Source organism: Microbacterium trichothecenolyticum (genome assembly GCF_030818955.1).
Classification (GTDB): domain Bacteria; phylum Actinomycetota; class Actinomycetes; order Actinomycetales; family Microbacteriaceae; genus Microbacterium; species Microbacterium trichothecenolyticum_B.
Genome location: NZ_JAUTBF010000001.1, coordinates 611,791 through 624,113, shown reverse-complemented (window position 1 = coordinate 624,113; position 12,323 = coordinate 611,791). Strand labels below are relative to the sequence as shown.

Sequence of the window (12,323 nt, the reverse complement as noted above, 5' to 3'; positions counted from 1 at the left end):
AGGTCTGCCGACTCCACGATTCGCACGGGGCGACGCGGAGACGAAGGAGCGGCGACGGCCGTCGTCGAGTCTATCGGATGCTTCCCGCGCGGCAGTCCGCCCGTGTTCCGCCGCGTCCGGTCACACGAGCAGCTGGGCCATGCGATACGGGATCAGCTCCTGCAGGACCAGCGACGTGGCTGTCCGCCGAATGCCGGGGCACCGCAGAACGAGTTGGCCGATGCGGTAGAGGTCGTCGGCATCGCGTGCGACGACCTGCAGCACGAGGTCGTCCGTCCCCGCCACCGCGACGCACTCGATCACCTCCGGGATGTGCCGGAGCGCCCGCATCGCGTTGTCGAACTCACTCTGCGCGACGGCCGCGGTCACGTAGGCGCGGAGGCTGTACCCGAGGCTGGCCGGACGCGCGGTCGTGCTCGGCGGGCGCAGGACGTCGGTCTCGAACAACGCCCCGAGGCGGGCCTGCACGGTGCCGCGCGCGATACCGAGCGTCTCGGACAACCAACCCACGGTCGCACGAGGCTCGCGGTCCAGCGCGTGCAGAACCCGTCGTGCCATGCGGTCCAGGACACTGGTCGGTCTGGTCAGCGCCGCACAGCCAGGACGCGATTCATTGGTCATTTTGATCATCCTTTTCGAAGCCAGAAGTTGATTCTCGTGCTTTGTGCTGTGATCCTCGCATGGACGCACACGCTTCACTCTCCGTCGGACGCTATCTCGCGCACCGCCTGCTCCAGATCGGGGCCGCTCACGTCTTCGGACTCCCCGGTGACTTCAACCTCACGCTCCTCGACGAGATGGTCGCCGTGGACGGCCTGCACTGGGCCGGCTCGACGAACGAGCTCAACGCGGCTTACGCGGCCGACGGGTATGCGCGCGTCGGACGACGGTGCGGCGCGCTCGTGACGACGTTCGGCGTCGGGGAGCTCTCCGCGGTGAACGGCATCGCGGGCAGCTACGCGGAGGACGTACCCGTGCTCCACATCGTCGGCATGCCCTCCACCAGCGCTCGCGCGTCGCGCACGCCCCTGCACCACACGTTTCTCGATGGCGACGTCGATCGATTCGTGCGCATCGCTCGCGAAGTGGCCGTCGCCTGCGAGGTGCTGCGTCCCGACGATGCCGCGCAGCAGATCGACGACGTCGTGACCGCGATGCTGACCCACCGTCGTCCCGCCTACCTCGGCATCCCGCTGGATCTGGCGGGATGGAATGTGGATGCCGACAGGCTCCGCGTGCCGCTGCGCGCGCCGTCGAGCGACCCGGCGGCCGTCGACGCGTTCCGTATCGCCTTACGCGCCCGACTCGCGACGGCCGCCGACCTCACGGTCCTGGCCGGAGCCCGCGTGCACCGCCAGGGACTCGAGGCCACGGTCGCCGCGCTTGCCGATCACCCCGGCGTGCGCATCGCGTCGCAGACGGGCGCGAAGGCACTCCTCGACGAAGATCACCCCGCGAGCCTCGGTACGTACCTGGGTGCCGTCACGCGGAGCGACGAGACGCGCGATGCCGTCGACGATGCGGATCCGCTCGTGCTCATCGGAGCCGTCTTCAGCGACTTCACGACCGGCTTCTTCACGCAGCGGTACGACGCGGCATCCGCGATCCAGATCGACCCCGACAGCGCCCGCATCGCCCATGCCGTGTATCCCGGTGTGCGAATGGCGGATGCCGTCGCCGTGCTCACCGAGGAGACGGCGCGACGAGGCTTCCCGCCCGTTTTCGACCCCTCGCGGCTCACCTCGGAGAGGCCGGGGACCGAAGCGGCGCGTGCACTCGGCGAGCCGCTGACGCACGCCGTCCTGTGGCCCGCGGTCCAGCGCTGGCTTCAGCCGGGGACGACGGTGATCGCGGAGGCGGGGACGTCGTTCTACGGCGCGGTCGACCTGGTGCTGCCGCCGCGCAGCGACCTGCTCGGACAACCTGTCTGGTCGTCGATCGGTTACACGCTCCCCGCGGCCCTGGGTGCCGCGCTCGCCCGCCCCGAGCACCGGCCCGTGCTCTTCATCGGCGACGGCTCGGCGCAGCTGACGATCCAGGAGCTCGGTGCGCTGCTCGACGTCGATGCGCGCCCTGTGGTGTTCGTCCTCGACAACGCCGGCTACACGGTCGAGCGCCTCATCCAGAGCCCCGACGCGGTGTACCAGGACATCCGCGCCTGGGACTGGGAGGCGCTTCCCCCGGCCCTCGGCGCGCGCCGCACGGCGACGTTCGCGGCGACGACGGATGCCGAACTGCGCGACGTGCTGGCGGCACTGGAGCATGAAACGGGTCCCGCTCTCGTGCGACTTGTGCTCGACGCCCGCGACGCGCCGCGGCTGCTTCTCGCCCTGACCGCCGGGATCTCCGCGACGAACACGCACTGAGCGTTTATGGTCTATATTCCATACCTATAGATCAGACACCCCTCTCCCTCGCAGGATCCATGACCTCGCCGTTCGCACTGCTTCTCGTGACGATGGATGCCGACCCGGCAACTCTCGGCCGCGTCTTGGGCGTACTGCGTCAGCGCAACCTGCGTGTCGTCTCGGCGACGATCACGACCGAGGACGACCGCGGCAGGTCGTGGCTCACCGTGCACGTCGATCTCGGTCCGCTCACGATGAATATGGCGTGCAAGGCACTGAACCGCGTGGTCGGCGTGCACCGCGTGATCGGCGCCGATACGACGGCCACCGGTGAGCTCGCCGTCGGGCGTGAACTGGCCGTGCTCACGGCCACGGCCTCGATGGAGCTCTTCTCCCTCCTGGTGACTTCCGGCGCACGCCACGCGCGGCTGTTGAGTCGCACGCGCGACGAACTCACGATCGAGCTGACGGGAACGTCGTCCGAGATCGACGCCACCCTGGCGAGGATCGGAAGCGAGGCGATCCGCCAACTCGCGCGGTCCGGCCCGGTCCTCCTCCGCGCCCAAGCCGCTCGAGCCGCTCGGGCACCCGAGCGGGCACGCCGGCACCGGACCGCGTGACACAGCGACGGGACGGGATCACTCCGCGTCGATCAGGGCCATCAGGTCGACGCGCGTCTGCTCGACGTGCTCGCGCATCGCCGCCGCAGCGGCATCCGGATCGCGATCCGCGATCGCGCGCAGCACCGCCTCGTGGCCGCGGTGGCTCGTCTCCTTGACGAACTCGAACGTGGCCAGATCGACGGGGAAGAACATCGTCGCTCGGGCATCCTCGACGGCCTGGAGCAGGAACGGGTTGCCCGCGGCGGTCGCGACCGCGAGATGGAACGCGGTGTCGGCGCTCCGGGAGACGTCCTTGTCTTCGGCGCCCGACAGCTCCGCCTGCGCGGCACGCATGGCATCCACATCGGCATCCGTCCGCTTGGTCGCGGCGAGACGCGCGGCCGAGGACTCGATCTCGGCGCGGTACTCGATCAGCTGCACGAGCGAATCCTTGCGCGTGCGCAGCTCGCTGCGCAGGACGGCGTCGTCCACGACGTCCGCCAGGATCACGGCCCCGCCGTTGGCGCCACGCTCGATCGAGAGGAAGCCACCGCCCTCGAGCACCCGCAGGGCCTGCCGCAGCGTCTCGCGCGCCACGCCCAGCTGCTCCGCAAGGCGCCGCTCGGCCGGCAACCGGTCGCCGGGGAGGAGACGACCGAGCGAGATCTCGCGGCGCACGAAGTCGACCACGGCAAGGTACCCCGGAACCGGGCGCAGCGGCGGGAACTGCGAAGCATCGACCACTCGACGCGTGTGCGGCATCGACACCGTTCCCTTCTCGCGGCGGCTGCCGGTCGGTCAGCCCCTCTCCATCATCGCGCAGACGGCGGGCCGCTCTCACATCGGCGGGTCGAGCAGGTCTTCCCCGATGACGCGGACGCCGGAGTAGAAGTCGAGCACGTCCCGGTCGCCATGACCGCCCACGCCGCTGTCGCCGAAGAACGACTGCGCCGAGTCGTCGGCCAGGTCGAGCAGGCTCGTGCCGTTGATCTTCACCTCCCCCGCGGTCAGGCGCTCTCCCACGCGCAACGCGCGATCGCGCTCACCGAAGACGTAGCCGGCGAGACCGATCGACCCGTGTGACGCGCGCGCGATCGCCTCGCCCTCGTCGGCGACCTCCTGGATCGTGAGCACCGGCCCGAAGCACTCCCCCTCGGAAGCATCGGCTCCGACGACGAGAGTGGGGGCGTGGAACCATCCCGCGGAGGGCATCTCACCGACCGACAGCACCTCACCGCTCTCGGCCCGCAACGCCTCGACGGCGGAGCGCACCGCCTCGAGACGTCCACGGAAGGCGAGCGGCCCGTACGTCGATCGCTCGTCCAACGACGACCCCGCCTCCCGCTCGCCGAGGCCCTCCCGGAGCCGGTCGACGAGCTCGCCGATCGCGGATCGGGGCACGTAGACGCGCCGTGGCGCCTCGCACCACTGTCCGTTGAGCTTGGTCATGCCGTCGGCGAGAGCCGTCGCCGTGAGCGCCAGGTCGGCATCCGCCAGCACGATCGCGGGGTTGTTCGACCCGAGCTCGAGCCGTAGCCGCGCCATCCGCGAAGCCGCCGAGCGGGCGACGGCGCGCCCCGTCTCCGTCGACCCGGTGAGCGCGATCACCCGCACACGAGGGTCGTCGACGAGCGCCGAGCCGACGGCGGTGCCGCCCAAGACGACGTTCAGCGCGCCCGGCTCGATGCCGGCCTCGATCGCCGCCTCCATGACGAGCTGGATGCTCCAGGGCGCGACGGGCGAGGGTTTGAGCACGACCGGATTGCCCGCGACGAGGGCGTAGGCCATCTTCTTCACCGCGACGGCGGCGGGCGCGTTCCACGGCAGGAGCAGCGCCACCGGTCCCCACGGCACCCGCTGCAGCCGCACGTCGCGGCCCCCCGCCTCGAGCGCGCGCTCCTCCCCCGCCTCGAGGGCGAGGGCGCTCGCGCGCCGCACGGTGTCGCCGAGCGAGCCCGCGAACAACCGCGTGAAGCGCACCGGAACGCCGCTGCTGAGGGCGTCCAACGTCGCGATGCGCTCCGCCCGCGCGTCGAGACCGTCGGCGAAGAGCCGCAACGCCTCGACGCGATCGGCGAGTGCGCGCCGACGCCACGCACCCGTTTCGTGCGTGCGCGCGGCGGCGTCCACCGCTTCGGCCACCTGTGCGATCGAGGATTCGCGGGCGTCGGCCATCGGCGCGCCGGTGTTCGGATCGTCGAGGGCGATGACGTCATCCCCCGCAGACGACGTACCGCGACCGGCGATCCACGTGTGCGCCAGCGGAAGCGCGACCGGCGAGAGCGTCGATTCCGTGACCACCGTCAGATCCGATCGAAGTAGCGATGGAGGTCCCAATCGCTGACGGCACCGAGGAACTGGTTCCACTCGTCGTGCAACAGCACGGCCATGTGGGCGACGACCTCGGCGCCGAACTCCTGCGCCGTGAAGGCGGAGGCGGCGAACGCCGTCGCCGCTTCGCCGAGGTGGCGCGGAGTGCCGGATGCCAGGGGCGTGTCGTACCCGTTGCCCTCTGTGCGCGGCGGCAACTCGCGAGCGTTCTCGATCCCGTCACGAACGGAGGCGAGCAAACCCGCCAGCGTGAGGTACGGGTTGGTGTCGGCACCGGGCAGGCGGAACTCGAAGCGGCGGTCACGCGGACGATGCCCCACGACCCGCACCGACGTCGTCCGGTTCTCGATGCTCCACGTCGACCCCCACCCGGCGACGTCCGCCGAGTTCGTCCGACGATACGAGTTCACCGTCGGGGCGTAGAGCGCGAGCAGCTCGTCGACGTGCGCCAGCACGCCGGCCATGCTCTGGCGCATCACGGGCGACAGGTGATGCTCGTCGGCGTCGCTCCAGAACACCGGTGCGCGCTCGTCATCCACGACCGACAGGTGGACGTGGCAGGACGACCCGGGCTGACCCGCGTTCAACGGCTTGGCCATGAACGTGGCCGACATGCCCGCGGCAGCAGCCGAGTCACGAACCGCGAGCTTGTACAACGCGTGCCGGTCGGCCATCTCGAGCGGGTCCTGGTAGCGGAAGGTCATCTCCCACTGCCCCGTCCCCCACTCCGACTGCGCCGCCTCCATCTCGATACCGGATGCCGCGAGGTCGGCGCGGAGCTTCTGGAAGAACCACTCGTATCCGTTGCCCTCGTGGATCATGAAGTCCGAGGGAATCAGGGTCGTCGGATCGAGGTCGCGGAACCCCGACTTCCGCAGCGCACGCGGCTCGTTGAGGAAGAGGTAGAACTCCAGTTCCGTGCCCGTCTGGGCACGCAGGCCCAGCCCGGACAGGCGGTCGATCTGTGTGCGCAGGATCGTACGGGGCGAGATCGGAAGGAACTCCTCCGCCCGCGGGTCCCACGGGTCGGCGAAACACACCGCGACGTTGTCGAGCCAGGCTGCGCGCCGGAGCGTACCGAGGTCGACCTTGAGCGAGATGTCGGGCAAACCGTTGTGCATGCTGCACAGCGCGAACTTGTTCGCCTCGATGAGGGCGAGCGATTGCTCGAGATCCCACGAGTACGCGCACGTGCAGATCTCGATGCCATCCTCGATCACGCGCGGGAAGTTCTCGACCGGAACGCGCCGGCCAACGAGCCGTCCCTGCAGGTCGGGCGTGGCGATGATGACGGTGGTGATGCCGAGCTCGACGAGCTCTTCGGGGGCGAGCAGGTAGTCATTCATCGCGTCAGCCACCCTCCGTCGACGGGGAGCTGGATGCCGGTGATGAAGGATGCGTCATCCGAGAGCAGGAACGACACGGCGGCGGCGATGTCGGCCGGTCGACCGACACGCTTGATGAGAAGCCGCTGGTTCATGAACGCCTGCCCCTCCTCGGAGGTCACGGCATCCAGATCGAAGAAGTTCGTCGCGATCGGACCGGGCGCGACGCAGTTCACGCGCGTGCCCTGCGCGGCCAGTTCGACCGCGAGAGCCTTCGTCAGCATCGGAACGCCGCCCTTGCTCGCGTTGTAGTGCGGCTGTGCCGTGGTGCCGGAGGTGACGACGACCGTCGCCTCGAGCGTGGACAGATTGACGATGGCGCCGCCGCCGCTCCGCGCGAGGACGGGGGCCGCGACCTGCGAGACGAGGAACTGGCCCTTCAGGTTCACGTCGACGACGAAGTCCCACGCCTCTTCGGTCAACGTCTCGAACGAGTGCTTCGTCACGACGCCCGCGTTGTTCACGAGGTAGTCGAGACCACCGTAGACATCGACGACGATCTGCACCCCCCGCGCGATGGCCTCCCGATCGCGGACATCGAACACGAGCGGTAGCGCTTCGCCGTGCTGCGCGCGAATGAGCGCGACGGTCTCGTCCGCGGCATCCGCCGAGATGTCGGCGACCGCGATGCGGGCACCTTCCGCGGCGAGACGCAGAGCCGTCTCGCGACCGATGCCGGAGCCCGCCCCGGTGATGAGGGCGACCTTTCCGTGGTGGGTGAAGCTCATGATGTGAGGGTCCTGTTCTGGATGGAGCGGGTGGAGCGTGCGGAGCTTTCGGAGACGAGCCAGTCGAAGGCCGGGTCGCGACCGAAGCATTCGGGATGCCATTGCACGGCCAGGATGGGCTCGGTCGACGACTCGAGCGCCTCGACGATGCCGTCGGGTGCCCATCCGGTCGCGACGAGTCCGGCGCCGAGCCGGTCGGCGGCCTGGTGGTGGAAGGAGTTGACGAGCGTGTCTGCGCGGTAGGCGTCGTGGGCCCGGCTGCCCGGAGCGAACGAGACCTCGTGGCGCCGGTAGGCGCGCGGATAGGCGTAGGAGGCATGCGCGCAGCCCTCCGACAGCGGCAGATCGGCGATGAGCGACCCGCCGTGCGCGACGTTGATGAGCTGGAGCCCGCGGCAGATGCCGAGGACGGCTACCCCTTTCGACCGGGCGGCGGACAGCAGCTCCAGCTCGCTGGCGTCGCGCAGCGGGTCGACGACCGTCGTGGTCGCACCGGCGTGGGAACCGTACAGCGTGGGGTCGACGTCGTCACCGCCGGTGAGCAGCAGCCCGTCGAGGTGTTCCATCAGGTCCGCGGCGTCGGTCTGCAGCGGCAGGTGGACGGGGATTCCACCCGCGAGGGCGACAGCCCGCGCGTACTCGCTGTAATAGGTGTCCGCCGTGGCGTCGTGGAATCCGCGGGGTCCGCCGATGTCGCGCACCGAGACCCGTCGACCCGTGACGCCGATGAGGGGTCGGTCGGCGCTCATGCTCCCGCCTCGCTCGTCTCGGCGGAGGGCGCGTCGCTTGCCGAGTCGCCCGTCGCGTCGAGAGCGGCGACGATCCCGCGGTACGTGTCGGGGCGGCGCGCCCGCAAGTACAGGGCCTGCCCGATCGCGATGACCGCGACGACGACGACGAGAGCGACCAACGCGATGCTGAGCGCGCCCCACACGGGCTCGCCCGTGGCATCCGTGTCTCCCACCAGGAGCGGGAAGTTGACGCCGATGAGCACCACCGTCACGAGCAGCGCGACGCCGGACACGATCGGCGCGACGTACACCGACCAGGGGTTGGCGTTCGTGCGATGCGTGGCGAAGTACACGACGACCCCGGCGGAGGTGGCGAGCATGAGCACCACGATGATGAACGTGCCGACGCCGGCGAACCAGGCGAACAGCAGTGCGGGGTCCGTACCCGCGATGATGCCGACCACGACGAGCACGACGGCGCTCAGGGCCTGCACCACGGCGGCGACGTGCGGAGAACCGTGCTTCGGGTGGACAGAGCGCAACCGCCGGGGCACGAGACCGGCTCCCGCCATCGCGTGCAGGTAGCGCGCGAGCACGGTGTGCAGCCCCAGGACACTGGCGAACATGCTGCCGAAAAGCAGGAGTGTGATGACGAACGAGCCGATCGGGCCGAGATAGTGGTCGGTCGTGCGGGCGAGGAGCGTCGTCGGATCTTCGGCCGTCACGGCGACGACCGCCGACGGACCCCACGCCATGACGATCGCCCACGAGCCGATCGCGTAGAAGATGCCGATCACGATGGCGGCCGTCAACGTGGCCCGGCCGATCGTGCGATCGGGGTCTCTCGCCTCGTGCCGGAAGACCACGGTGGACTCGAAGCCGATGAAGCTGGCGATTGCGAACATCAGTCCCAGCGCCGGTGAGCCGGAGAGGAAGGCGGACGGTGTGAAGGGGGCGAGCGAGATGCCCTCTGCTCCCCCGCGGATGATCACCGCGACGGCGAGCACCAGCACAATCGACATCTCGGCGAGAAGGACGACGCTGAGCACGCGCGAGCTCAGCTCGATGTGCCGGTACCCGAGCACGCCCACGATCGCGACGGAGATCAAGGTGATGATCCACCAGGGAACCGTCGGCAGGCCCACCAGCGCGAGGCTCGAGCTGATGGTTCCGCCGAGGTACGCGAAGACGGCGAACTGCACGGTCGAGTAGCAGAGGATGGCGAGCCACGCGGCGACGGTGCCGGGGATGCGCCCGAGGCCGTGGGCGATGAACCCGAAGAACGACGACGCGTGCGGGACTTCGCTGCTCATGCGCGTCATCCCGATCGCGAACACGACGAGGATGAGCGCCGAGACGAGGAACATCGTGGGGAAGCCGACGCCGTCACCGATGAGAAGACCCACCGGCAGCACACCGCCGATGACCGTGAGCGGCGCGGCGGCGGCGATGACCAGCAGCGTGATGGCGGGGATGCCGAGGCTCCCCCGAAGGCGCGTGGGGCCGGCAATTGTGCCGGGCGGCGGAGTGGAAGATGAATGCGTCACGGGGTCTCCTCGGGCGGGATGTCGTGGAGCTCAACATCGGATCGGATGATTGGTACGGAATATATACCAGCACGCCGAAAGCGCCCGCTCAAGCGGAGACGCGAGGATTTACGTGGTCGAAACGTGGGCTGCGGTCGCCGGTCGCGCGGGGTGCGCGGAATCGGCGCAGCCGATCAACGCTCGACGGCAGGACCGGGGTCTCTGTGTGGGCGGCCGCACGGACAACCATCCGAACGGGTGGCACAAAGGCACGCACGTGCGACAGGTGGTCGGGGCGACAGGATTTGAACCTGCGGCCTCCCGCTCCCAAAGCGGGCGCTCTACCAAGCTGAGCTACGCCCCGGGACGACGCGCGGGGCGCGTTCGACGAAACGACCGTCAGAAGTCTAGTCGATCGGTCTGCGGACGCGCGGGATGGTGTCGCGTTCGCCGCCGCCGCCGACGTGTCGTAGACTGATGCCGTCCGGTTTCACGATCATCCTCGTGATGATCCGCGGAAATCCGGGGCTGTAGCTTAGTGGTAAAGCCTCTGTCTTCCAAACAGATGATGCGAGTTCGATTCTCGTCAGCCCCTCCACACATCGTCGGTACGGCACGGGTCCTCGCCGCACCCGATCAGTCCTCCCCGCGGAACCCCCCGCCGTCCTCCACCGCGCGGGCACCGCTGTGCCGTGCGGAGTGCGCGAGGTAGGTCTCGGCGTTGCGGCGGATGCCCGCGCGCTCCTCGTCGGTGAGCGCGCGGCGCACTTTGGCGGGGACCCCGGCCACGAGAGAGCCCGCCGGGACCACCGTTCCCTCGAGCACCACCGCGCCCCCGGCGACGAGGCATCCGGCTCCGATCTCCGCACCGGACAGGATGACGCTTCCCATGCCGATCAGCGAGCCGTCGCCGATGGTGCACCCGTGGACGACCGCGTTGTGTCCGATCGAGACGTCGGAGCCGATCCTCACCGGCCGGCCCCGGTCCACGTGCACCGAGACGTTGTCCTGCACGTTCGACCGGTCACCGACGACGATCGCCGCGCTGTCGCCGCGCAGGACAGCGTTGTACCAGACGCTCGAGCCGGCCCCCAGGGTGACGTCGCCGATCACACGGGCCCCGGATGCCACGAACGCGTCGTCCGACACGGTCGGGGTCGCATCCGGGAGGGCCAGGATCGAGGCATCCGCGGCGACGCTCATGGGCGCTCCTTTCGGGAGTCGGTGACGTGTCGGTCGACCCAGGCCCAGGTGTCGGGCCAATGCGGGCCGTCGGGGTCGATGAGGAGCATGTGATCGAGGTGGGCGCACTCCCGGTACTCGACCGGCGCGCCGGCGGCCTCGGCGGAGCGTGCGAAGCCGCGGGAGTGGCTCACGGGCACGGCCGCGTCGTCGGCGCCGTGGACGAGCAGGGCCGGAACGGCGGGCGGGCGCGGGGTGGCCGCGGCATACGCGGCGGGACGCTCGGTCGGAGACCCGCCCAGGAGCGCGGCGACGGCCCCCGAGCCGATGCCCGCCGCGTACCCGCCGGTGAGGTCGGTCACCGCCGCGAGGGCCACGACCAGCTCGACCTCGTCCGCCGTCACGAGCGCGAGATGCCCTCCCGCGGAATGTCCCACGACCACGCGCATCGCGCGCGGAAAGAGCTCGCGCGTCAGACGCAGAGCGGAGCGCACGTCGTTCTGCATGGCCTCGGCGTCGCCCTCGCGCCGGTATTCGATGTTGACCGTCGCGACGGCGGGGTCGTCCGTGAGTCGGTCCATCAACGGCTCCATGAGCTGCGCGGTGTAGCGGGGTCGCCAGTAGCCGCCGTGAACGAAGCAGATGCAGACGGATGCCGCGGGGTCACCGTTCGCGCGCAGCCACTGGTCGGGGTGGGCGCCGTAGACCCGGACGTCGGTGGCGTGGCGGTGCATGCTCCGATCCTGGCATGGCCGACACGGGCTCGCTCCGTGCCGAGCCGACTCCGAGAACCGCGGTTGCGGGCGGCGAGGTCAGGTGAGGATTGCCTATTCATCTGGGATTTAGCCGAGCCTCATCTTGCTTGCGGAATGCGCGGGAGTGAGTAGCGTTCTATCCATCGAGACTTCGCACGTCGCTTGAAGGAGCAAAGAATGAGTACCGTCCAGACCCCGCCCGCCACCACCGTCGACCCCACGATGGCCGCTGGCACGGCCCAGTTCCTCTCCCCCGTCGTCATCGGCCTCGAGGCCCTCGTCGTCAACGGCAAGCAGGCCCACTGGCACGTGCGCGGTTCGAACTTCATCGGCGTGCACGAGCTGCTCGACACGGTCGTCGCTCACGCGCAGGATTGGGCCGACCTCGCCGCCGAGCGCATCGTCGCCCTGGGTCTTCCCATCGACTCGCGCCTGTCGACCGTCGCCGCCAAGGCCAAGGCCACCGAGGTGCCCGCCGGCTTCGCGCAGTCCGACGTCGTCATCCGCGCCGTGATCGCCGACATCGACGCGGTCCTCGTCGACATCGAGAACGCCATCGAGGGCCTCGACGAGATCGACATGTCGAGCCAGGACGTCGCGATCGAGATCAAGCGCGGCCTCGACAAGGACCGCTGGTTCCTCTTCGCGCACCTCGCCGCGTAATCGTTTCTCTCCCCGACGGGGGCGGTGCTTCGGCACCGCCCCCGTCGTCGTTCGCCCCTCGCGTGAATCGCC

12 protein-coding genes and 2 tRNA genes are annotated in these 12,323 nt (G+C 69.7%); 4 read left to right on the top strand and 10 right to left on the bottom strand.

Translation table 11 applies throughout. The features are described from left to right. Window positions 1-120 precede the first annotated feature (120 nt). On the bottom strand, window positions 121-558 hold the full coding sequence (locus QE412_RS02975) for an Lrp/AsnC family transcriptional regulator (protein WP_307479962.1): 438 nt from the start codon (window positions 556-558) through the stop codon (window positions 121-123). Window positions 559-680: 122 nt separating this feature from the next. On the opposite strand from QE412_RS02975, the gene QE412_RS02970 reads away from it, so the two are divergent. After that, window positions 681-2,366, top strand: a complete 1,686-nt coding sequence (locus QE412_RS02970; protein WP_307479959.1) for an alpha-keto acid decarboxylase family protein — start codon at window positions 681-683, stop codon at window positions 2,364-2,366. 59 nt (window positions 2,367-2,425) lie between these two features. Then, window positions 2,426-2,968, top strand: coding sequence for an acetolactate synthase small subunit (locus QE412_RS02965; protein ID WP_307479957.1), 543 nt, complete (start codon window positions 2,426-2,428; stop codon window positions 2,966-2,968). 18 nt (window positions 2,969-2,986) lie between these two features. Here the strand turns inward: QE412_RS02965 and QE412_RS02960 are convergent, their stop codons facing one another. The 7 genes from QE412_RS02960 to QE412_RS02930 all read right to left on the bottom strand — a co-directional run bounded on the left by QE412_RS02960 (window position 2,987) and on the right by QE412_RS02930 (window position 10,015). After that, on the bottom strand, window positions 2,987-3,712 hold the full coding sequence (locus QE412_RS02960; protein WP_307486998.1) for a FadR/GntR family transcriptional regulator: 726 nt from the start codon (window positions 3,710-3,712) through the stop codon (window positions 2,987-2,989). A gap of 75 nt (window positions 3,713-3,787) precedes the next feature. Further along, on the bottom strand, window positions 3,788-5,251 hold the full coding sequence (locus QE412_RS02955) for an aldehyde dehydrogenase family protein (protein WP_307479955.1): 1,464 nt from the start codon (window positions 5,249-5,251) through the stop codon (window positions 3,788-3,790). 2 nt (window positions 5,252-5,253) lie between these two features. Beyond that, window positions 5,254-6,627 (bottom strand): glutamine synthetase family protein, encoded by a 1,374-nt coding sequence (locus QE412_RS02950; RefSeq protein WP_307479953.1) that lies wholly within the window; start codon window positions 6,625-6,627, stop codon window positions 5,254-5,256. Continuing rightward, window positions 6,624-7,394, bottom strand: coding sequence for an SDR family NAD(P)-dependent oxidoreductase (locus tag QE412_RS02945; RefSeq protein WP_307479951.1), 771 nt, complete (start codon window positions 7,392-7,394; stop codon window positions 6,624-6,626). The genes QE412_RS02950 and QE412_RS02945 overlap by 4 nt, the downstream gene beginning before the upstream one ends. Continuing rightward, a complete protein-coding gene (locus QE412_RS02940) occupies window positions 7,391-8,143 on the bottom strand; it encodes a gamma-glutamyl-gamma-aminobutyrate hydrolase family protein (RefSeq protein WP_307479949.1) in 753 nt (250 codons plus the stop codon). The genes QE412_RS02945 and QE412_RS02940 overlap by 4 nt, the downstream gene beginning before the upstream one ends. After that, window positions 8,140-9,672 (bottom strand): APC family permease, encoded by a 1,533-nt coding sequence (locus QE412_RS02935; RefSeq protein ID WP_307479947.1) that lies wholly within the window; start codon window positions 9,670-9,672, stop codon window positions 8,140-8,142. Before QE412_RS02935 ends, QE412_RS02940 begins: the two co-directional genes overlap by 4 nt. Before the next feature lie 266 nt (window positions 9,673-9,938). Beyond that, window positions 9,939-10,015, bottom strand: a tRNA-Pro gene (locus QE412_RS02930). 160 nt (window positions 10,016-10,175) lie between these two features. Between QE412_RS02930 and QE412_RS02925 the strand changes: the two genes are divergently transcribed. Then, a tRNA-Gly gene (locus QE412_RS02925) sits at window positions 10,176-10,249 on the top strand. Window positions 10,250-10,287: 38 nt separating this feature from the next. On the opposite strand, the gene QE412_RS02920 is transcribed toward QE412_RS02925, so the two are convergent. Both QE412_RS02920 and QE412_RS02915 read right to left on the bottom strand, forming a co-directional pair. Further along, complete coding sequence (locus QE412_RS02920) at window positions 10,288-10,854, bottom strand: gamma carbonic anhydrase family protein (protein ID WP_307479944.1); 567 nt, start codon at window positions 10,852-10,854, stop codon at window positions 10,288-10,290. Further along, window positions 10,851-11,567, bottom strand: a complete 717-nt coding sequence (locus QE412_RS02915; RefSeq protein ID WP_307479941.1) for an alpha/beta hydrolase family protein — start codon at window positions 11,565-11,567, stop codon at window positions 10,851-10,853. Before QE412_RS02915 ends, QE412_RS02920 begins: the two co-directional genes overlap by 4 nt. Window positions 11,568-11,765: 198 nt before the next feature. Between QE412_RS02915 and QE412_RS02910 the strand changes: the two genes are divergently transcribed. Next, window positions 11,766-12,251: a Dps family protein gene (locus QE412_RS02910; RefSeq protein WP_307479939.1), complete on the top strand. Its 486-nt coding sequence runs from the start codon at window positions 11,766-11,768 to the stop codon at window positions 12,249-12,251. Window positions 12,252-12,323: the final 72 nt, after the last annotated feature.